Raw genomic sequence first — 21573 nt, forward strand, 5'->3', positions numbered from 1 at the left:
TCAGCTCGCGATGTCAGCGGCTGCCCGAGGGACCCGGGACTCGTTTCAGAACGGGTGGGAGCGCCTCACAGCTCGCCGACGTCGGTGATCCGCACGACCGCGCTGCCTGCCTCGTCCGAGGCCGCGAGGTCGACCTCGGCGCTGATGCCCCAGTCGTGGTCCTCGGCCGGGTCGGCGAAGATCTGCCGGATCAGCCAGCGGTCGGACTCCTCGGTGATCATGAGCATCTGCGGGCCGCGCGCGTCCGGGCCGATGCCGATCTCGTCGTGCTCGGCGAAGTAGTCGTCCAGCGCGTCGGCCCACGCGTCGGCGTCCCAGCCTTCCTCGGCGTCGAGTTCGCCGAGCTGGTCGTAGCGGCGCAGCGAGGCGAGCTCGACCCGGCGGAACAGCGCGTTGCGGACCTGCACCCGGAAGGCCCGCAGGTTGCGGGTGACCCGCTCCGGCTCGGGCGGTGCCGCCTGCACGGCATCGTCGCCCGGGTGGCGCAGCTTCTCCCACTCGTCGAGCAGGCTGGAGTCGACCTGCCGGACCAGCTCGCCGAGCCATTCGATGATGTCGGTGAGCTCTTCGGTCTTGGCGTCGTCGGGAACCGTGTGCCGCAGCGCCTTGTAGACGTCGGCGAGGTAGCGCAGGACGAGCCCTTCGGAGCGGGCGAGGCCGTAGTGGTTGACGAACTCGACGAAGTTCATCGCCCGCTCGTACATGTCGCGCGCGACGGACTTCGGCGACAGCTCGTGCTCGCCGACCCACGGGTGGCCCTTGCGGTAGGTCTCGTAGGCGGCTTCGAGGAGCTCTTCGAGCGGCTTGGGGTGGGTGATCTCCTCCAGCAGTTCCATGCGCTCGTCGTACTCGATGCCGTCGGCCTTCATCTGGGCGACGGCCTCACCGCGGGCCTTGAACTGCTGCTGCGCGAGCACCTGCCTGGGGTTGTCCAGTGTGGACTCGATGACGCTGAGCACGTCCAGCGAGTAGGTCGGCGATTCGGTGCCGAGCAGTTCGATCGCGGCCAGCGCGAACGGCGAGAGCGGCTGGTTGAGCGCGAAGTCGAACTGCAGGTCCACCGTCACCCGAACCCTGCGCCCCTGCTCGTCGGGGGTGTCGAGCTGTTCGACCACGTCGGCTGCCAGCAGCGCCCGGTAGATGGCGATCGCCCGCAGGATGTGCTTGCGCTGGGTGGGGCGGTCCTCGTGGTTGTCCTCCAGCAGCCGGCGCATCGCCGCGAAGGCGTCGCCAGGCCGGTTGATGACGTTGAGCAGCATCGAATGGCTGACGTTGAAGCTCGACCGCAGCGGCTCCGGCTCGGCCTCGACTAGCTTCTCGAAGGTCTTCTCGCTCCACGACACGAAGCCCTCGGGCGCCTTCTTGCGCACCACCTTGCGCTTCTTCTTCGGGTCGTCGCCCGCCTTCGCGATCGCCCGCTCGTTGTCGATCTCGTGCTCCGGCGCCTGCACCACCACGAACCCGGCGGTGTCGTAGCCGGCACGACCGGCGCGACCGGCGATCTGGTGGAACTCGCGCGCCTTGAGGTGCCGGGTGCGGATCCCGTCGTACTTGGTGAGCCCGGTGATGAGCACGGTGCGGATGGGCACGTTGATGCCGACGCCGAGCGTGTCGGTGCCGCAGATGACCTTGAGCAGTCCGGCCTGGGCGAGCTGCTCCACCAGCCGCCGGTACTTCGGCAGCATCCCCGCGTGGTGGACGCCGATGCCGTGCCTGACCAGGCGCGAGAGCGTCTTGCCGAAGCCCGCGGTGAACCGGAACTCGCCGATCGTCTCGGCGATGCGGTCGCGCTGCTCGCGAGAGGCGACCTTGACGCTCATCAGCGCCTGCGCCTGCTCCAGCGCGGAGGCCTGGTTGAAGTAGACGACGTAGATCGGTGCCTGCTGACCGGCCAGCAGCTCCTCGATCGTCTCGTGCAGCGGGGTCTTGGCGTAGCGGAAGTTCAGCGGGATGGGCCGCTCGGCCGAGGTGACGACCGCGGTGCTGCGACCGGTGCGGCGGGTGAGGTCCTCCTCGAACGAGCTGACGTCGCCGAGGGTGGCCGACATGAGCACGAACTGGGCGCGCGTCAGCTCCAGCAGCGGCACCTGCCAGGCCCACCCGCGATCGGGCTCGGCGTAGAAGTGGAACTCGTCCATCACGATCTGGTCCACGTCGGCGTCCACGCCGTCGCGCAAGGCGATGTTGGCCAGGATCTCCGCGGTGCAGCAGATGATGGGCGCTTCGGCGTTGACGCTGGAGTCGCCGGTCATCATGCCGACGTTCTCCGCGCCGAAGACCTCGACGAGGCTGAAGAACTTCTCCGAGACCAGGGCCTTGATCGGCGCGGTGTAGAAGCTGCGCTTCCCGGTGGCCAGGGCGGAGAAGTGCGCACCCGTGGCGACCATGCTCTTGCCGGATCCGGTGGGCGTGGACAGGATCACGTTCGCACCGGTCACGACCTCCATCAGCGCTTCTTCCTGCGCCGGGTAGAGCTCGATGCCCAACGAGATCGTCCATTCGACGAACGCCTCGAACTGAGCGTCGGGATCGGGATCGCCGGCGGTGAGCGCTGGGAGCTGGTCGGTGAGCTTCATCGTCGTTCCATCGTCCCTGGCCACCCCCGACGCGGGGCATCCGGGGTACGAGTCGGCCCCGCTTCCTCCACCCCGGTGTCCTCGCTGGTGGAAGACCCGGGTGATCAGCGACCATGGGAGCAGGCCCGGACATCAGGCGGAAGGAGAGGCGCCATGTCGACCCGCAACGTGCGCTTCGTGGGTGGTCCGCTGGACGGCAGAGTTCAGGACCTGCGCGACCACGAAGCGGTGGCAGGCCGCCTCCTCAAGCACATCCACCTGCACGACGGCCCCAAGATCGAAACCCAGTACGAACTCCACTACACCCCGGAAAACGGCTGGGTATACCACCTCTGCGGCACGCGGCCGTAAGCACACAAGACGCAGGAACGACCACCTGATCAACCCACGTCAGGCAAGCGACGAAGTCGCTTTCTCACTACCCCCAGCAAGCAACCGGCACCGCCGCGGGTTCTCAGACGCCTTCTGGGGAGGACAGCCGACGTGTCGTGTATCGGCATACATAAGCCTCGGCTCCCGGAGCCAGAAGGCGTCTGAGGTTCCGCATCTGGCACCGCCACGCAGAGGAACCACTGAGTAGTTGCAGTGAACCCACGCCCGAGGCTCCGCTACCCGCACCGCCCAGCAGAGGGACCACTGAGCAGTTGCAGCGAACCCACACCGCCCAGCAACAGAACGATTCAGCAAAAACCGACCCGCCCGAACCTGTCTCAAACAATCGAGTGAACCCCGTTTACCCCCGGAGACACGCGTCACAGGTTTGATCGGGTTCAGCAGGGTCCAACCGGCCTACCATCTGGGCCATGGTGGCGCACTCGACGACGAGCGGCGGCCGGCCGGAACTCCCGCTGGCCGCGGAGTTCCCCGAGCCGACTCACGAGCAGTGGCAGGTCCAGGTCCACAAGGTCCTGGAGCGATCCGGCGTGGTCGGCGAGGAGCCGCCGGCCGGCCCGGTCGAGGACGTGCTGAACTCGACGACGCACGACGGCGTCCGGGTGCGCCCGCTCTACACCTCCGCGCCGGTGGATCCGGGGCTGCCCGGTCTGGCGCCGTTCGTGCGCGGCAGCCGGCCGCAGGGCGGTGTCGCCGAGGGCTGGGACGTCCGCCAGCGCCACGAGCACCCCGACGTCGCCGAGACGAATCGCGAGGTGCTGGCCGATCTCTACAACGGCGTCTCGTCGCTGTGGCTGCGCCTGGGCTCCGGTGGCATCGCCGTCGAGGACCTGGCCGACGCGTTGAACGGCGTGCACCTGGACATGATCGGCGTGAGCCTCGACGCGGGCGCCGAGTTCGCGGCGGCGGCGAAGACGCTGCTGACCCTCGCCACCGAGCAGGGCGTGCCCGCCGGTGAGCTGCGCGGCAACCTCGGCGCCGACCCGCTGGCCGTGCAGGCCCGCACCGGCCGGGCCGGGGATCGCGATGCCGCTGTCACCCTCGCCCAGCGCTGCGCGTCCGAGTTCCCGCGGCTGCGAGCCCTGAGCGTGGACGCGCTGCCGTTCCACGACGCGGGCGGGTCGGATGCCGAGGAGCTGGGCTGCTCGCTGGCCGCCGGTGTCACCTACCTGCGATGGCTGACGGAGGCCGGTCTCGACGTCGACACCGCCGCCGGGCAGCTGGAGTTCCGCTACGCCGCCACCTCCGACCAGTTCCTCACGATCGCCAAGTTGCGCGCCGCCCGGCGCTTGTGGGAGCAGGTCACCCGCTCGTCCGGGGTCGGCGAGTCCGCTCGGGCGCAGGTGCAGCACGCGGTGACCTCGGAGGCGATGCTGACCCGCCGCGATCCGTGGGTGAACATGCTGCGCGGCACCATCGCCACCTTCGCGGCCGGTGTCGGCGGGGCGCAGTCGGTCACGACGCTGCCGTTCGACGCCGCGATCGGTCTGCCGGATGACTTCGCCCGCCGCATCGCCCGCAACACCCAGGCCCTGCTGCTGGAGGAATCTCACCTGGCGCAGGTCATCGACCCGGCGGGCGGTTCCTGGTACGTCGAATCCCTCACCGACGAGCTGGCCCGCAAGGCTTGGGCGTGGTTCCAGCGCATCGAGGCCGTCGGCGGGCTCCCCGAGGCCTTGGAGTCCGGGCTGGTCGGCGAGGAGATCGAGGACACCTGGCAGGAGCGCCGCGCGGCGGTCGCCCGCCGCAGCGACGCCATCACGGGTGTCAGCGAGTTCCCGAACCTGGACGAGAAGCTGTTGGAGCGCACGCCCGCCCCGGAGCGGCCGGGTGGCGGGCTTCCGGTGCACCGCTACGCGGAGGACTTCGAGGCGCTGCGCGACGCCGCCGACGCACGGTTGGCCGACACGGGCGAGCGCCCCGCGGTGTTCCTCGCGACGCTGGGGCCGCTGGCCGCGCACAACGCGCGGGCGTCGTTCGCCCGCAACCTGTTCGCCGCGGGCGGGCTGGACGCCACCGAGGCGGGCCCGACGGATTCGACCGATGAGGTGCTGGCCGCGTACTCGGGCGCACCGGTGGTGTGCCTGTGCTCCAGCGACAAGATCTACGCCGAGCGCGCCGCCGACACGGCGCTCGCGCTCAAGCAGGCCGGGGCGAAAACCGTTCTGCTGGCGGGTAAACCGAATGACGCCGACGGTGTCGACGGCCACATCCACGCCGGTTGTGATGCGCTGACCGTCCTCGACGCCGTGCACGCCGAGTGGGGAGTCCGACGATGACGCAGATCCCGAACTTCGCCGAGGTTCCGCTGGAGGACCCGTCCGGAGCGGACGAGGAGCGCTGGCGGTCCGAGGTGCTCGCGGCCACCGGCAAGGAGTCCGACGCGCTGTCGTGGGAGGCCCCGGAGGGCATCGACGTCAAGCCGCTCTACACCGAATCCGATGTGGACGGTCTGGACTTCCTGTCGACCTACCCGGGTCTGGCGCCGTTCCTGCGCGGGCCCTACCCGACGATGTACGTCAACCAGCCCTGGACCGTGCGCCAGTACGCGGGTTTCTCCACCGCGGAGGCCTCGAACGCCTTCTACCGGCGCAACCTCGCCGCCGGGCAGAAGGGCCTGTCGGTCGCGTTCGACCTGGCCACCCACCGCGGTTACGACTCCGATCACCCCCGGGTGGGCGGTGACGTCGGCATGGCCGGGGTCGCCATCGACTCGATCCTGGACATGCGACAGCTCTTCGACGGCATCCCGCTGGACAAGATGAGCGTGTCGATGACCATGAACGGCGCGGTGCTGCCGGTCATGGCGCTCTACATCGTGGCCGCCGAAGAACAAGGTGTTGCACCCGAGCAGCTGGCCGGGACCATTCAGAACGACATCCTCAAGGAGTTCATGGTCCGCAACACCTACATCTACCCGCCGCAGCCGTCCATGCGGATCATCTCCGACATCTTCGCCTACACCAGCCAGAAGATGCCGAAGTTCAACTCCATCTCCATCTCCGGCTACCACATCCAGGAGGCCGGAGCGACCGCCGACCTCGAACTCGCCTACACGCTCGCCGACGGCGTCGAATATCTCCGCGCGGGCAAGCAGGCCGGGCTCGACATCGACGCGTTCGCGCCCAGGCTGTCGTTCTTCTGGGGCATCGGCATGAACTTCGCGATGGAGGTCGCGAAACTCCGCGCCGCGCGGCTGCTCTGGTCCAAGCTCGTCAAGCAGTTCGAGCCGACCAATCCGAAATCGCTGTCGCTGCGCACCCATTCGCAGACCTCCGGCTGGTCGCTGACCGCTCAGGACGTCTACAACAACGTCGCCCGCACCTGCGTGGAGGCGATGGCCGCCACCCAGGGCCACACCCAGTCGCTGCACACCAACGCGCTCGACGAAGCCCTCGCGCTGCCCACCGACTTCTCCGCCCGCATCGCCCGCAACACCCAGCTGGTGCTGCAGCAGGAGTCCGGCACCACCCGGGTCATCGACCCCTGGGGCGGCAGCTACTACCTCGAAAGGCTCACCCAGGACCTCGCCGAACGCGCCTGGGCGCACATCAGCGAGGTCGAGGACGCCGGCGGCATGGCCCAGGCCATCGACGCCGGCATCCCGAAGCTGCGCATCGAGGAGGCCGCCGCCCGAACCCAGGCGCGCATCGACTCCGGTCGCCAGCCGCTCATCGGCGTCAACAAGTACCGCTACGACGGCGACGAGCAGATCGAGGTCCTCAAGGTCGACAACGCCGACGTCCGCGCCCAGCAGCTGGAGAAGCTGCGCCGGCTCCGCGAGGAGCGCGACACCGCGGCCTGCGACGACGCGCTGCGCAAGCTCACCGCCGCCGCCGAGGCGTCGCTGTCGGACGAACGGCCGGACGACCTCGCGCACAACCTGCTGGCGCTGGCGGTCGACGCCGCCCGCGCCAAGGCCACGGTCGGGGAGATCTCCGACGCGCTGGAGAAGGTCTTCGGCCGCCACTCCGGCCAGATCCGTACGATCTCCGGTGTGTACCGGGAAGAGTCCGGCCCGTCCGAGCAGCTGGAAACGGCCCGTCAGCAGGTCGAGGACTTCGCCGAGGCCGAGGGGCGCCGACCCCGCATCCTGGTCGCCAAGATGGGTCAGGACGGCCACGACCGCGGCCAGAAGGTCATCGCCACCGCCTTCGCCGACCTCGGCTTCGACGTCGACGTGGGCCCGCTGTTCCAGACCCCCACCGAAGTCGCGCGCCAGGCCGCCGAAGCCGACGTGCACATCGTGGGCGTCTCCAGCCTCGCCGCCGGGCACCTCACGCTCGTGCCCGCGCTGCGCGAAGAACTCGCGGCGGTCGACCGCGAGGACATCATGGTCGTCGTCGGCGGCGTCATCCCGCCCGCCGACTTCGACGCGCTGCGCCAGTCCGGGGCCTCGGCGATCTTCCCGCCCGGCACCGTCATCGCCGACGCAGCCACCGGGCTCCTCGACGAACTCCGAACCCGCCTCGAACACTGATGCCACGCACGATCGACATCCACGACTACGCCCAGGGCGTGCTCGACGGTTCGCGCACGAAGTTGGCGCAGGCCATCACGCTGGTGGAGTCCACCCGCGCCGATCACCGCGCGCTGACCCAGCAGCTGCTCACCGAGCTGCTCCCGCACAGCGGCGGCGCGCACCGGATCGGCATCACCGGTGTGCCCGGCGTGGGCAAGTCGACGTTCATCGAGGCGCTGGGTTCCACGCTCACCGAGCAGGGGCACCGGGTGGCAGTGCTGGCCGTGGACCCGTCGTCGACGCGCAGCGGCGGCAGCATCCTCGGCGACAAGACCCGCATGGGCCGGCTCGCCTCCGACCCGTCCGCGTTCGTGCGGCCGTCACCGTCGGCGGGCACGCTCGGCGGGGTGGCGCGCGCGACCCGCGAGACGATCCTTCTGATGGAGGCCGCGGGCTACGACGTCGTGCTGGTGGAGACCGTCGGCGTCGGGCAGTCGGAGGTGACGGTCGCCGGGATGGTCGACTGCTTCCTGCTGCTGTCGCTGGCCCGCACCGGTGACCAGCTGCAGGGCATCAAGAAGGGCGTGCTGGAACTCGCCGACATCATCGCCGTCAACAAGGCGGACGGCGAGCACGAGATGGAGGCGAAGAAGGCCGCCCGAGAACTCCGCAGCGCCCTGCGGCTGCTGACCCCGGTCAGCGCGTCCTGGACTCCCCCGGTCCTGACCTGCAGCGGACTGCGCTCGATGGGCCTGGACACCCTCTGGGAGCAGGTCGAGCAGCACCACAAGACGCTCTCGGACACCGGTGAGCTCGCCGCCAAGCGCAGTCGGCAGCAGCTGGAGTGGACCTGGGCGATGGTGCGCGAGCAGCTGATGTCGGAGTTCACCCACGACCCCGACGTCCGCGACGTCGTCGGCGAGGTGGAATCGCAGGTCCGAGCAGGCGAACTCACCGCGAGCCTCGCCACGGAACGCCTGCTCGACGCCTTCCGCCGGAGCTCCTGACCCACCCGGCCCCCACAACCACGAGCACGCCGCGCGAACCGGGCCCACCCGACGAGCCCCGGCCCACGGGAAGGGCAGATACTGGGTGGGTCATGACGTCGTTCGCGCGAGTCTGGACGGTGAACGCATGCGGATCAACGTCGATCCCGACTCCGACGTACCGCCCTTCGAGCAGGTGCGGTCACGCATCGCCGAGCAGATCAACTCCGGCGAGCTGGCGGTCGGCGCGAAACTCCCCACGGTGCGGGCGCTGGCGGCCGAGCTCGGCATCGCGGCCAACACCGCCGCGAAGGCGTACCGGGAGCTGGAGCAAGCGGGTCTCATCGAAACCCGCGGCAGAGCCGGGACTTTCGTCAGCGACGCGGGCGACCAGACGGCGGCGCGCGCGGCCGAGGCCGCCGCGACCTACGCGCAGATCACCCAGGCCCTCGGCATCCCGAAGTCCGAGGCGCTCGCGATCGTGCAGGCGGCGCTGAAGCTCTAGGAGAGCCGGCCAACGGAAAAAACTCCTACCCGACCTCGGACTGCAGGCCGCGCATCGTCGCGATCTCGTCCTGCTGGGTGACCAGGACGTCCTGGGCCATCTCGTGGACCTGCTCGTCGCGACCGGTGGTCAGCAGCTGCGTCGCCATCGTCACCGCCCCCTCGTGGTGGGCGATCATCAACACCAGGAACAACCGGTCGTAGTCGGCACCGCGCGACGCCGCGAGCTGAGCCAGCTGCTCCGGCGTGGCCATCCCCGGCATCATCGCGTGGTCGTGGCCCGCGTGGCCCGGGTGCTCGTGGGCGCCGCGGGTGTCGAGCCAGCCCTGCATCATCCCGATCTCCGGACCCTGGGCGCCGCTGATCCGGTCGGAGAGGGACCGCAGCTTCGGGTTCTGCGCGCGCCCGGCGGTCAGCGCCGTCATCTCCACGGCCTGCTGGTGGTGGGCGATCATGTTGCGCAGGTAGTCGACCTCGACCTGGCTCGCTCCGCCGCGGTCGGCGGGTGCGCTGGGCACGACTCTGGGCTGGTCACCGGGGGCGCCCGGTTGCACGACCGGCGGGCCGGGCGGCGCCGGCGGTTCCGCCGCGCACCCCGTCAGCACGCAGGCTGCCAGCAGGATTCCCGCCACCGAACTCCGCACCATGGCCGCCCTTTCTGGGAAAACCGTGAAAAAGCCGCTGAAACGGCCTATTTCGGGCTCAATCTGGGAACACGATACTGGTCAGATGCGGTGGGCCGAAACCGCTGTCGGCAGCTGCCCATGGGTGGCGGCGGCGACTTCGTCGAACCAGGGGGTAGATCGGCTGTGATCTCTCAGTCCACCGGTCGGAGGCGCGCGCTGGGCGCGGTGATCGGAGCGATGGTGCTGGGCTTGTCGCTCGCACCCGCGACGGCCGCGACGCCACCGAGTGACGGACCTGAGCAGTACTCCGCTGCGCAGGTCCCGGCGCCGAACCGCGAGATCGACAAGAGCGAGAACGTCGAGCACGTCGCGAACCTGCCCAAGCAGGCCCCCTTCGACACCCTGGAGGCCTACGGCACTGACATCGCGTTCAAGGAGAACATCGCCTACGTCGGCAACTACGACGGCTTCGTCGTCTACGACATCGCGAACCCGAAGAAGCCGCGCATCATCACCCAGGTGCAGTGCCCGGGCGGCCAGGGCGACATGTCCGTCTCGGGCAACCTGCTGTTCGTCTCGACGGACTACCCGCGCAGCAACAACACCTGCACCAGCGAGGAGACCGACTCCGCCGACCCCAACGGCTGGGAAGGCATGAAGGTCTTCGACATCAGCGATCCGGCCAAGCCGCGCTACGTCTCGGCGATCGCGACCGACTGCGGTTCGCACACCCACACCCTCGTGCCGGACAAGGCGGGAGAGGCCGTCTACCTCTACGTCTCGTCGTACGGCCCGAAGGCGGAGTTCCCGAACTGCCAGCCGCCGCACGACAAGATCTCCATCATCAAGGTGCCGCTGGCCAACCCGGCCGCCCCGGAGCTGATCAACGCGCCGGTGCTGTTCCCGGACGGCGGCAACCCCGGCGCGCCGGAAGGGATCAGCGCGACCACCGGGTGCCACGACATCACCGCGTTCCCGTCCAAGGACCTCGCGGCAGGCGCGTGCATGGGCGATGGCGTGCTGTTCGACATCTCCGACCGGGAGAACCCCCGCGTCATCAACCAGGTCCGCGATGACACGAACTTCGCCTTCTGGCACAGCGCCACGTTCAACAACGAGGGCACGAAGGTCGTGTTCACCGACGAGCTCGGCGGTGGCGGTGCCGCGACCTGCAACGAGGCCACCGGCCCGGTGCGCGGGGCCAACGGCATCTACGACATCACCGGCTCGGGCGCGGATTCGAAGCTGGCGTTCAAGAGCTACTACAAGATCCCGCGGCACCAGGCCGACACCGAGAACTGCGTGGCGCACAACGGATCGCTGATCCCGGTCGCCGGCGGGGACTTCATGGTCCAGGCCTGGTACCAGGGCGGGATCTCGGTGTTCGACTTCACCGACTCCACCAAGCCGCAGGAGATCGCCCACTTCGACCGCTCTCCGTTCAGCCCGAACGAGCTGCAGGTGGCGGGTTCGTGGTCGGCGTACTACTACAACGGCCACATCTACTCCAGCGGCATCCAGGAGGGATTGGACGTCCTCGACCTCCGCGACAAGCGGACGGACTCGGCCAAGAAGGTCCGCTACGAGGAGTTCAACCCCCAGACCCAGCCCGTCTACAGCAACTAGAGGGTGTTCGTGGGGGTGGGGAAGTTTTCATGAAAACTTCCCCACCCCCACGACATCACCGGCGTTCCGCGCGACTTCATCTCCGAGCCGGTTCAGGCGCCTGCCAGGTGGTCCGGGACGTCGAAGGACAGCATCGGTCCGCCGAGGTGCGGTCCTGCGACCACGGCGCAGCCGATGTCCTGCCAGAGGGCGACCTGCCGCTGCGACTCGACGTGATCGACGCACAGGCTGACGCCGTTCATCAGCGGGATCAGCGCGCGCAGCGCCTGGACCTCCGGCACGTCCGGCGTGTCGGACTCGTGCACGAGGCGGACGATCTCGGGTGAGAGCCGCACCGAGTCCACCGGCATCTCGCGCAGCAGGCGCAACTCGCCCGGCGAGCCGGTGAAGTCGTGCAGCGCGGTCCGGACGCCTCGGGAGTGGAGGTAGCGCAGGTTCTCCCGCGCCTCCTCGTTCTCGCTGATCGCGGCGATCGGCATGCACAGCCGCAGCCAGCTCGGATCGAGCTCGGACTCGTCGAGCACCTTGTGCACCAGGGCCGCCAGATCGGGATCGCAGCCCTGGTTCGGGCTCAGCGACACCGACAGCCGCACCTGGTGACCGTCGGCGTGCCACTCCGCCAGGTGCTGCCAGGCGCTCTGCAGCATCCAGTCGCGCATCGACAGCGTCACCCCGGAGCGCTCCGCCAGCCGCACGCACTCGCCGTGCTCGATGACTCCGAAATCGCCCGTGTCCCAGCGGAACTCGCACTCCAGGGCGCACAGGTCGTGGTCCGGGAGGCAGACCTGCGGGCGGTAGACGACGTCGAACTCGCCCATCTCCAGCCCGCCGGGCATGATCGCCGCGAGCTGGCTCTCCTCGTGCTCCTCCGGCGCCAGGTCCGGGTCGAACAGAGCCCACTGCCGCTTTCCGGCCGCCTCCGCGCGCCGCAGCGCGATGTCGGCGGACCACAGCAGGTTCGCCGCGTCGGCTTCCCCCACCCTCCGCTGCACCACGCCGACGCTGGCGAACGCGGCGATGCCTCGTCCGCCCACGTAGACGGGTTCGGCGAGCATCTCGTTGATCAGCTGGGTCATCACCGGCACCCCAGGGGTGTCGGCCTGCTCCCAGACCAGCAGCGCGAACTCGGTTCCGCCGAAGCGCGCGACCAGCGCCTCCTCGTCCTCGACGAGGCTCTCCAGACGGCGCGCCACGGTCCTGATCAGCTGGTCACCGACGGGGTACCCGAGGCCGTCGTTGATCAGCTCGAAGCCGTCCAGCCCCAGCTGGTAGAGCGCGAGCCGCGCATCGCGGGGCAGGTTGACCAGCGCGGCCTCCAGCCGGGTCTGGAAGAACCCGCGGTTGGGCAGCCCGGTCAGCGCGTCGTGCAGCGCCTGGTGCTGGAAGCGGTCCTGCAACAGGTGCAGCTCGGTGATGTCCTCGACCATGGTGACCACGCCGCTGGGCCCTCCGTCGGCGCCCTGGAGCACCGAAACGCCCAGGTAGCACCACGCGGCTTCGCCGTTGGCCCGGACCAGCCGCTTGCGGTCGCTGATCCGCTTGGAGCTCGCGCCCTCGATCAGCTCGCGGTAGGAGGCGCTGAGGTACTCGGCGTCCTCGGGGTGGAAGAGCCGGTCGATGGTCATCGGTTCCAGGTCGTCGGCGTGATACCCGAGCACCTGCTCGAACGCCGGGTTGACCTGCACGAACCGGCCTTCGAGGTCGCTGATGGCGACCCCGATCGGGGTGGAGGTGAACACCTCGCTGAACCGCGCTTCGCTGGCCTTGAGCTCGCGGTCGGTCTTCAGCTTGGCCTTCAGCAGCGCCTTGTTCAGCGTCTCCTGCTGGGCGAAGGTGCTCTCCCGGTCGGCCGCCGCGTACCCGGCGGCGATCTCGGTGAGCACCGTCAGCAGAGCATCGACCTTCGTGGCGTCCGAAAGCAGCGCGTCCTGAAGGAACTTCAGGCTCACCGACAGGCTTTCCTCGCCGGTCGCGCGAATTTCGACGAGCCGGGCACCCACGACGCGACCGGTCTCAGCGGCTCGGGAAGGATCGTCCAGCGACAGCGCGACGAGGTCGAGCAGGCCAGCTAGGGTCTCCTGCACCTCCCCGGGCGAGAAGGGGAGGTAGGCGGTGGTGCGCAGCTCCGCCGTCCAACGGCGCGCGACATCAGACCGCCACTCGGATTCCGGCGGCGGCCCGTCCGGATCACCCTCGCTCATCTCACCGTCCGTCAGCGTCAACCTGGCGAAGCGAATCGACCTGCACGTCCGCCTCCGGTGGCGCACGCACGCACAGGATACCGGGCGGGCGCCACCGGGATGGCAAGGCGGCCACATCGAGATCGATCAACCCGGAAGTTGATCAGTGCGCTTCTTCGAGGGTCTCCCCCTCCGCGACGAGCGCGTCGAGCCGCGCGACCTCGGAGTCGTCGAGGGCCAGCGTCCCGGCCGCGGTGTTCTCCTCCAGGTGCGCCACCGACGAGGTGCCCGGGATCAGCAGGACGTTGCTCGCGCGGCGCAGCAGCCACGCCAGCGAGACCTGCGCCTGGGTCGCGCCGTGCGCCTCGGCGATGGCCTTCAGGTCCTCGTCGCCGCGCGCCCGGCTGTCGGCGAAACCGGAACCCAGCGGGAAGAACGGCACGAACGCGGCGCCCGCCTCGGTCGTGGCGTCCAGCAGGGTCGCGGCGGTGCGGTTGACCACGTTGTAGAGGTTCTGCACCGAGGCGATCTCGGTGATCTCCCGCGCCTCGGCGTAGTGGCCGAGCTCCACGTTGGACAGACCGATGGTGCGGATCAGGCCCTGCTGCTTGAGGTCGTGCAGCGCACCGACCTGGTCGGCGAAGGTGATGCCCTCCTGCGGTCCCATGTCGCGCAGGTAGACCAGGTCGAGGACGTCGGTGCGCAGCCGACGCAGGTTGTCGTGCACCTGGGAGCGCAGCGCCGCGGGGTGGTTCAGCGGCAGCCAGTTCGCCTGGTCGTCGCGGTAAGCGCCGATCTTGGTCGCCACCACGAAGTTCGCCTCGTAGGGGTGCAGCGCCTCGGCGATCAGCTCGTTGACCACCCACGGGCCGTAGAAGTCGCTGGTGTCGATGTGATCGATGCCGAGCTCAACGGCGCGGCGCAGGACCGCGATCGCGGCCTCCCTGTCGGCAGGCGGACCGAACACGCCCGGACCCGCCAGCTGCATCGCGCCGAACCCGACGCGGTTGATCTCCAGGCCCGGACCCAGCGGAAACCTGCCACCCAAAGCATTCGCAGTCGTCACGAGTCGATGCTGCTGGAAATCCGGCTGATCAGCAAGATGTCGTGCCGAGGCACCACCTCGGGCGGGCCGATTCAGACCTGCGGCATCAGCAGCAGCCAGTACCCGCCGACGAGCAACGACGCGAGGCCGGTCAGGAACCACAGGAACATCCAGACTCCCCCGGCGACCCCGGTGAGCCGCGCCAGCTGGTCGGCGTCGGAGTCCCCGGCGCGACCGCGTCGGCGCTTGCGGCCGAGCTCGCTGATCGGGCGGATGCCTCCGATCAGCAGGAACCAGCACAGCAGCGCGGCGCACAGCGCCTGCCACGACGGGCTCGCCAGCCACGACACGGCACCGATGGCACCGCCGGTGAGCAGCACCGACACCACGCCGAATGCGTTGCGCACGGCCAGCAGCAGCAGCGCCAGCAGCACGATGCAGCCCCACAGCATCCACCGCTCCCGGTCGGCGGTGACCAGCCACGCACCGCCCAACCCCAGCAGCGACACCGCCGGGTAGCCCGCGAGCAGGGTGAACACCATGCCGGGCCCGTGCGCGCGCCCGGTCGAGACGGTCAGCCCGGAGGTGTCGGAGTGCAGCCGGATGCCGTTGAGCTTGCGGCCGCTGACCAGCGCCACCACGGCGTGCCCGCCCTCGTGAGCGATGGTCACCACGTTGCGCAGCGGCAACCAGGTCCCCCGGTTGAGCACCAGGACGAGCGCGACCAACCCGGCGATGAGCGCGGCGACGTTGCCGGAGTCGAGGAGCCGCGCCGTCGCGTTCTGCACTAATTCGTCCACAACACATCCGAACTACTAGGTCTTCTGGGAAGTGGTGGAGCCACCGCGTCTTCCTGGGGACCACCTGAGCACCCGGTCCCCACCCGCACCGAGGACCACGAACCGCCCTGCACCCTAGCCGGTCAGGTGAAGTAGTTCGGCACGTCCAGCGGCCCTCCGGCCGCGGCGAACTCGTCACTCACCGCGTCGCGCAGCTCACCGTCCGCCAGGTAGTCCACTGTGGTCAGAGCCAGGCCGATGGCTCCGTCGATCACCGCGGCGTCGCCGGCGGCGGAACCCGCTGCGGCGGCGAAACCTTCGGTGTGCAGCGCCAGGCCCGCGTCGTTCAGGCCGATCATCGGGTGGATGGCCGGTGTCCGGAAGCTGATGTTGCCCAGATCCGTCGAGCCGGTCAGGTAGTCCGGGACGACGCCGCGCGGCAGCGAGGTCCGGCCGCGCCGGGCCTGGTGGCGGGCCCACCTGGCGGCGAGCGCGTCGTTGTGCCGGATCGGCAGGTAGGCGGGGTTGTGGTCCCAGTTCAGCTCGACACCGCAGCCGGTCATCGACGCCGCGCCGTGCGCGATCGACTCCACCCTGCGCGCCAGGTCCTGCAGCGAACCCGGCTCCGCCGACCGCACGTAGAACAGCGCGGCGGCCCGGTCCGGGACCACGTTGGGACGCTTGCCGCCGTCGGTGATCACGCCGTGAACGCGGTCGGTGGAGGGCATGTGCTGGCGCATCGCCGCCACGCCCTGGTAGGTGGCCACGACGGCGTCCAGCGCGTTGCGGCCCATGAACGGCTGCGCGGACGCGTGCGCGGCCACGCCGTGGAAGACGACCTCGACCTGCCTGCGGCCGAGGAACGGGTGGGTGGCGATGTCGTGCGAGAACGGGTGCAGCATCACCACGGCGTCGACGTCGTCGAAGACACCGGCCCTGGCCAGGTGCTCCTTGCCGCCACCGCCCTCCTCGGCGGGGGTGCCGAACAGGCTCACCCGCCCACCGGTCCGCCCCACCGCGGTGGCCGCGGCGAGGAACCCGCCGACGCCCGCCGAGCAGATGATGTTGTGCCCGCAGCCGTGGCCGATGCCGGGCAGCGCGTCGTACTCGGCCAGCACCGCCACGTGCGGCCCGCCGTCACCGGCGCTCGCGCGCAGCGCGGTGTCCAGCCCGCCCACGCCGACCTCGACGTCGTGGCCGAAGCTCCGCAGCAGCTCAGCGGCCCGCGCCACCGACCGGTGCTCGGCGTAGCCCTCCTCCGGGTCCGCGTGCAGCTCGTGGCTGAGCCCGAGCAGGTCGTCGCCGTGCTCGGTCACCCACCGCTCGGTCTCCGCGAGCAGCGCCTCATCGGCTCCGGCATGCCCCGACCGCAGCGGTTCCGCGGAAGCCACGGCCCTCTCGGTCGCAGCGGCCACCGCGCGCAGGTAGGACTCATCGGGCTGAACGGGCTCTGTCACACCCAGACTCTAAGCCGCACCGGCGCCTGCCGACATCACCCCGGAGCGACGGCGCTGCGCTCGTCGAGGACGCGGTGGGCCAGCAGGGTGCCGCCCACCACGGCAGCGGGGATGACCAGGAGCTGCAGCACCGGCACCAGGCACAGCAGGTAGGCGGGCAGGCCGAAGCCCAGCGTCATCGCCTTGTGCTCGCGGAGCTTGCGGTGGCGCTCGCCGAAGGCCAGGCCGCGCCGCTGGAACACCAGGCCCACCATCTCCACGCTGATCACCCACGCGCCGAACAGCGCGCCCAGCACGGCGCCCGCGATCTGCCCGGCGACCGGGATGAACCCGATGACCAACAGCAGGATCGCCCCGATCAGCGCCACGCCGACGAGCTTGAGCGAGTCGCGCACTCCCCGGCCGAGCTGGCGGGCGAAGCCGGCGCCGTCGTCGGAGGTGTCCAGTCCGAGCTGCTTCTCGGCTTGCTCGGCGATGTGCTCGTAGAACGGTCCGCCGATGAGCAGGGTCAGCGCGATGAACGCGATCGACCCCAGCACGGCCGCCGCGCCCACCAGGGCGACTCCGAGCAGGAGGCGCAGGCCGCTGCGCGCGAAGTCGGCCCAGCCGTCGGCGAACGGGGTCATCCAGGTCGTCAGGTCACCGCTGAAGTAGATCAGCGTGCCCAGGCTCCCGAGCAGCAGAAGTGCGCTGATCAGGGCGGGGATGGCGCCGAGCAGCAGCAGCTTCGGGCTGCGCAGGATGATGCCCAGACCGGACCCGAGACTGCGGACTCCGGTGGCGAACGAACTCATGCGGCAACTCCCGTGATCGGCGATCTAGATCCACGGTAGCGCGTGCTCGGTGAGCAGATTCACCGATCGACCGCGGACCGACCGCAACGTAGGTTAGGTTAGCCTCTCTTGTGTCAGAACTTCGGGCGGTGAACCCGAAACCGGACGAACAAGGACTCGGTGATGACTCCTCCCCCCAGCGCGATCGGCCGTCGGGGCTTCCTGGCCGGCGCGACAGGACTCGTCGCGGCGGGCCTGGCCGCGTGCAGCGGCGGCGGCCCGAGCCCGAGCGGGAACGCACCGTCCGGTCCCGGTTTTCCGGTCCGCATCCCCAACCGCTACGGCGCGGCCGATCTCCAAGCGGCACCGCAGCGGGTGGTGACCCTGGGCATCACCGACCACGATGTTCTGCTGCCGCTGGGCGTGATCCCGGCGGGCCTGACGAAGTGGGGGCCGTGGGAGAGCGGTGTCGGCCCGTGGGTGGAGCCCATGCTGGGCGGCCGGCGACCGAAGGTCTTCGGCAGCGAGGTCGACGTCGAAGGCGTCATCGCCCAGACCCCCGATGCCACGATCGCGGTGCAGAGCGCTCTCACGCAGGAGCAGTACAACCGGCTGAGCACCTTCGCCCCGGTCGTCGCGCAGCCGCCGAACTCCATCGACTACGGCGTCAACTGGCGGGTGCAGGCCGAGACCATCGGCCAGGCCCTGGGAAAGCAGGCCGAGGTCGCCCGTCTCATCGAGCAGACGCAGTCGCGCATCGACGAAACCCGCAGGGCCAACCAGATCTTCGAGGGCAAGACGCACGTCACGGTCCGCACCGACGCCGCCGGGACCTACGCCGCCTACACCAAGCAGGACGCCCGCACGGCGCTGCTGGAGCAGCTCGGACTGCGCCTGTCCCCCGCGATCGAGGGGATGGACAGCGGCGGCAAGTTCAACGTCAAGGTCAGCAAGGAGCAGGTGTCGTTGCTGGACGCGGACGTCGTCATCGTGACCACGGCCAAGGCCACCGACGTCGAAGCAGTGCGCAAGGACCCGCTGCTGAACAACCTCCCGGCCGCCAAGCGCGGTTCGCTGGTCCTGCTCGACGACTACGACCTCACGATGGCCCTGGGCTCGGCGACGCTCTCCAGCATCCCCTACGCCCTGGACCACCTCACCCCCAAGCTCCTCGACGCCCTCTCCTGACGAGCCGCGGGGATTCGGACTTCGCGCGGAAGTCCGAATCCCCCGCCGCGCTACGCCTTGAGCGAGTCGACCAGGTCCGTCCAGGGCTCCCACGGGGAGTCCGGGTCGGGCTGACCGGCGGTGACCATGTCGCCGTCGTGGCCGACGCCGAACAGGCTGGAGGCGCCGTCCGGGCGGCTGATGGCGACCGGGTCGCCACCCAGCGAACCGCCGAGGTCGGTCCACGCGGACCAGCCGCCGTGGGCGGACTGCTGCTCAGCGGTGTGGATCGCACCCGAGGTGTCGCGGACGAACACCTCGACTCGCCCGCCGGGATTGACCCCGATCGCAGGCGTTCCGGTGAAGTCGCCGCCGAGATCGGACCAGTTGCCGCCTTCGCCGGGCCGCTCCACGCAGTAGAGCTGCTGGTCGTCGCCGACCGCGAGCAGCACCACCACGCCGTCGGGCAGGGTCACCACGACCGGGTCCCCGGCCATGCTGCCGCCCAGGCCCTTCCACTCCGACCAGCCCGCGCCCGCGGTGCCCTGGGTGGACATCACGACCTCGCGCTGGGAGTTGCGGGCGAACACCGACACGGCACCGTTCTGGCCGAGCGCGATCGCCGGACGGCCGATGAGGTCGCCGCCGTGGTCGTCCCAGTCGGTCCAGTGCCCACCACGACCGGCCTGCGCGGCGCTGTGCAGCTTGCCGTCCTCGCCCACGGCGAACAGCGCGATCGCACCGTCCGGCCGCAGCACGGCCACCGGGTCCTCGGCGATCTCACCCCGCAGACCGATCCACGGGCTCCACTTCGCCCCCAGCTGCGGGCAGGACGAGGTGATCACCTCACCGTTGCGGTCCCGCACGAAAACCACCGTCGCGCCTGAAGGTTCGCGCACGACGACCGGACGACCGGCGGGCTCGCCACCGATGCCCAGCCAACCGACCCAGTCACCACCCGGCGAGACCTGCCACGCCGTGACGACCTCACCGGACGTGGAGGTCGCGAAGGCCGACAGCGCGCCATCCGCACCGGGCAGGATCCACGACCCGAACACGGTCGGCACCACCGGCTGCGGCGGCGGAGGCGGAGCCGGAGCAGGCGCCGGAGGCTGCTGCGGCGGCTGCCCCTGCGGAGGCTGGCCCTGCGGCGGTTGGCCCTGCGGCGGCTGGCCTTGGTTCGGCGGCTGACCGTGCGGCGGAGGCGGATTCGGTCCGGGCGGCGCGGGATGAACGGAATGCGCCGTCTCGTCGATCAGTCGACGGGCCTCCGTCTCACGCTGGTCGTAGCGCTCCGGATGAGCGGAGTCCTGCACATCCTGAGAGAGTTGCCCCGCGCTGCGCCGATTGTTCTCGCGCTCCTTCTTCAACGCCTTCTCGAAGAACTTCGTCGCCGCGTACCGCACGTCCATCAGCTGCGGCGGGGTTCCCCACCACTCCGGGCGTTGCTGGAACACCCCGAGCGAAGTGCTGTGGCCCCAGTTGAGGTTCGACATCTGAGATTCGACAAGACCGGTCTCGAATGCCGCCAGCATCACGTAGTCAGACACGTTCATGTGCTTGCCGACCAGGTAGACGACGCGCATCACCGCCGGATCCGGCGGACCTGGATTTCCCCCTCGTGCGGGCGGGCTGTCAGGGATCGGCGGAAGGGACGGCGGCCCCTGCGGGGGCTGCGGCTGGGGTTGCGGCGCCGGTCCCGGTGGGCTCGGTTGCGGCGCGGGCGGATTCATCGCCGCTGCCACGTGGGCCCGGAACTGGTTGAGGTCTACGTTGCCCGGGTCGATCTTGCCGGTCACACTCGTCTCCTTGTGCCCACGCGTGTGCTCAGCAGGCACCCGAAGGTGGCGGAGAACCGCAGCGGTTGCGCGGACCGCAGCGTCGTACTGCTCGCGCGACGGGTGCTGTTCCACGCCGTGGTAGTCCCACTCGAAACCGATGTAGATGTCGTTGCCGCTCCCTGCGGCGGGCATCGGCCCAGACGCCTTGGCCTCACCAGCGTGGTTGGCCCGTCCCGCCGCGACCAGATGGATGGAGCCGTCCAACCCGATCAACGCCTGGCACAGCGGACCGTCCAGATCGGATCGCCCCTTGATGCACATGTCCAGCGTCGGCACCGGCTTCTGCGGTGTGGTGCGCGTGGCAGTGTGGTGCTGCAGCACACCAATGGGTGCGGGCGGGCGCCCCTCCGCACCACGATCCCGCCACCCCTCGGTCTCATGCACGTTGAGTCCGGCCGCGCGCAGCACGTCAAGCAACCAAACAAGTGGCTGTGGCATTCTTCCTCCCCTTCAATTCCCAGGTCGGCTGTGGTCAGCCGCCCCAAACGTTGCGGAACGCGGTGGCATCGACGAGCCCGCCGCGACAGACCGCGCCACGTCCCCAGACCGACTTGATGGCCTTGTCATCACCGGGCGGCGTGAACTGCAACGTCTCCGGCTCGACGCACGGCGACTGGTAGATGTCCCAGGTAAGGTCCAGTCCGGCGCTCTGGCTCTGCTCGATGGTGATCGTCGGCGGATTCGCCTGCAGACGGTTCAGCTCGGTGTCGACGGGCTTGCCGTTGAAGTCCACGAACTGCAATCCGCCATAACCGCGGATCTGGCACGGCCGACCACCGATGTTGGTGACCTTCAGAGTCATGTGCGAGCCGTCGGCCTGCGGGTAATTCGGATCCAGCTGCAGCTGCAGCTCCTCGGCAGCGCAGGCGAGACCATCTTCAGCTTCAGGCTCCTTCGACTTCGACGGCGCCTCCGAGGAATCCGAAGTGGACTCCGAGCTCTCCTCGGAACTGTTCGTCGCACTCTCCTGCGGCGCGGGTTGCGTCACCGTCACCGTCGCCGGTGGTTGCTGCGCCTGCGATCCCAGCTGACCGCACGCGCTGGAAACAGCCACCGCTGCGAGCGCAGCCCCGAACGCGCCAAGTCGCTTCGCGTTGATTTTCAATGCAGACCCGAATTTCATCGCTTTTCCGTTTCTTCCACGCAGTTTCACCGGGC

Annotated in this window: 16 protein-coding genes; 7 read left to right on the plus strand and 9 right to left on the minus strand. The window is 69.7% G+C overall.

Annotated features, from left to right (window positions below; all coding sequences use genetic code 11):
- Positions 1 to 65 precede the first annotated feature (65 nt).
- Entirely contained in the window at positions 66 to 2576 is a 2511-nt protein-coding gene (locus FHU35_RS06230) for a DEAD/DEAH box helicase (protein ID WP_145737387.1), read from the minus strand.
- Between the two features lie 153 nt (positions 2577 to 2729).
- Here FHU35_RS06230 and FHU35_RS06235 point away from each other — a divergent pair, with 153 nt between their 5' ends.
- From FHU35_RS06235 to FHU35_RS06255, 5 genes are all read left to right on the plus strand, one after another.
- Complete coding sequence (locus FHU35_RS06235) at positions 2730 to 2927, plus strand: hypothetical protein (RefSeq protein ID WP_145737388.1); 198 nt, start codon at positions 2730 to 2732, stop codon at positions 2925 to 2927.
- 452 nt (positions 2928 to 3379) lie between these two features.
- A complete protein-coding gene (locus FHU35_RS06240; RefSeq protein WP_145737389.1) occupies positions 3380 to 5248 on the plus strand; it encodes a methylmalonyl-CoA mutase family protein in 1869 nt (622 codons plus the stop codon).
- The gene (scpA, locus tag FHU35_RS06245) at positions 5245 to 7449 is read left to right on the plus strand and encodes a methylmalonyl-CoA mutase (RefSeq protein ID WP_145737390.1); all 2205 of its coding nucleotides are present in this window, start codon (positions 5245 to 5247) and stop codon (positions 7447 to 7449) included. Before FHU35_RS06240 ends, scpA begins: the two co-directional genes overlap by 4 nt.
- A complete protein-coding gene (meaB, locus tag FHU35_RS06250; RefSeq protein WP_145737391.1) occupies positions 7449 to 8438 on the plus strand; it encodes a methylmalonyl Co-A mutase-associated GTPase MeaB in 990 nt (329 codons plus the stop codon). Before scpA ends, meaB begins: the two co-directional genes overlap by 1 nt.
- Before the next feature lie 127 nt (positions 8439 to 8565).
- Positions 8566 to 8922, plus strand: a complete 357-nt coding sequence (locus tag FHU35_RS06255; protein ID WP_145737392.1) for a GntR family transcriptional regulator — start codon at positions 8566 to 8568, stop codon at positions 8920 to 8922.
- A gap of 25 nt (positions 8923 to 8947) precedes the next feature.
- Here the strand turns inward: FHU35_RS06255 and FHU35_RS06260 are convergent, their stop codons facing one another.
- Entirely contained in the window at positions 8948 to 9568 is a 621-nt protein-coding gene (locus tag FHU35_RS06260) for a DUF305 domain-containing protein (RefSeq protein WP_145737393.1), read from the minus strand.
- A gap of 216 nt (positions 9569 to 9784) precedes the next feature.
- Between FHU35_RS06260 and FHU35_RS06270 the strand changes: the two genes are divergently transcribed.
- Complete coding sequence (locus FHU35_RS06270) at positions 9785 to 11173, plus strand: LVIVD repeat-containing protein (protein ID WP_145737395.1); 1389 nt, start codon at positions 9785 to 9787, stop codon at positions 11171 to 11173.
- A gap of 92 nt (positions 11174 to 11265) precedes the next feature.
- On the opposite strand, the gene FHU35_RS06275 is transcribed toward FHU35_RS06270, so the two are convergent.
- The 5 genes from FHU35_RS06275 to FHU35_RS06295 form a co-directional block, all read right to left on the minus strand.
- On the minus strand, positions 11266 to 13374 hold the full coding sequence (locus FHU35_RS06275; RefSeq protein ID WP_145737396.1) for a putative bifunctional diguanylate cyclase/phosphodiesterase: 2109 nt from the start codon (positions 13372 to 13374) through the stop codon (positions 11266 to 11268).
- Positions 13375 to 13516: 142 nt separating this feature from the next.
- A complete protein-coding gene (locus FHU35_RS06280; protein ID WP_145737397.1) occupies positions 13517 to 14419 on the minus strand; it encodes an oxidoreductase in 903 nt (300 codons plus the stop codon).
- A gap of 71 nt (positions 14420 to 14490) precedes the next feature.
- The gene (locus tag FHU35_RS06285) at positions 14491 to 15198 is read right to left on the minus strand and encodes a M50 family metallopeptidase (RefSeq protein WP_145737398.1); all 708 of its coding nucleotides are present in this window, start codon (positions 15196 to 15198) and stop codon (positions 14491 to 14493) included.
- Between the two features lie 122 nt (positions 15199 to 15320).
- On the minus strand, positions 15321 to 16634 hold the full coding sequence (locus FHU35_RS06290; protein ID WP_145737399.1) for a M20 family metallopeptidase: 1314 nt from the start codon (positions 16632 to 16634) through the stop codon (positions 15321 to 15323).
- 35 nt (positions 16635 to 16669) lie between these two features.
- On the minus strand, positions 16670 to 17428 hold the full coding sequence (locus FHU35_RS06295; RefSeq protein WP_145737400.1) for an EI24 domain-containing protein: 759 nt from the start codon (positions 17426 to 17428) through the stop codon (positions 16670 to 16672).
- Between the two features lie 162 nt (positions 17429 to 17590).
- Between FHU35_RS06295 and FHU35_RS06300 the strand changes: the two genes are divergently transcribed.
- Positions 17591 to 18595 (plus strand): iron-siderophore ABC transporter substrate-binding protein, encoded by a 1005-nt coding sequence (locus FHU35_RS06300; protein ID WP_145737401.1) that lies wholly within the window; start codon positions 17591 to 17593, stop codon positions 18593 to 18595.
- Between the two features lie 50 nt (positions 18596 to 18645).
- Here FHU35_RS06300 and FHU35_RS29535 read toward each other — a convergent pair whose 3' ends face one another.
- Positions 18646 to 20853: a DUF8189 domain-containing protein gene (locus FHU35_RS29535; protein ID WP_222429289.1), complete on the minus strand. Its 2208-nt coding sequence runs from the start codon at positions 20851 to 20853 to the stop codon at positions 18646 to 18648.
- A 34-nt stretch (positions 20854 to 20887) separates the two neighbouring features.
- A complete protein-coding gene (locus FHU35_RS06310; protein ID WP_145737402.1) occupies positions 20888 to 21568 on the minus strand; it encodes a DUF4232 domain-containing protein in 681 nt (226 codons plus the stop codon).
- Positions 21569 to 21573: the final 5 nt, after the last annotated feature.

It is taken from the genome of Saccharopolyspora dendranthemae (genome assembly GCF_007829955.1).
GTDB classification, from domain to species: Bacteria; Actinomycetota; Actinomycetes; order Mycobacteriales; family Pseudonocardiaceae; genus Saccharopolyspora; species Saccharopolyspora dendranthemae.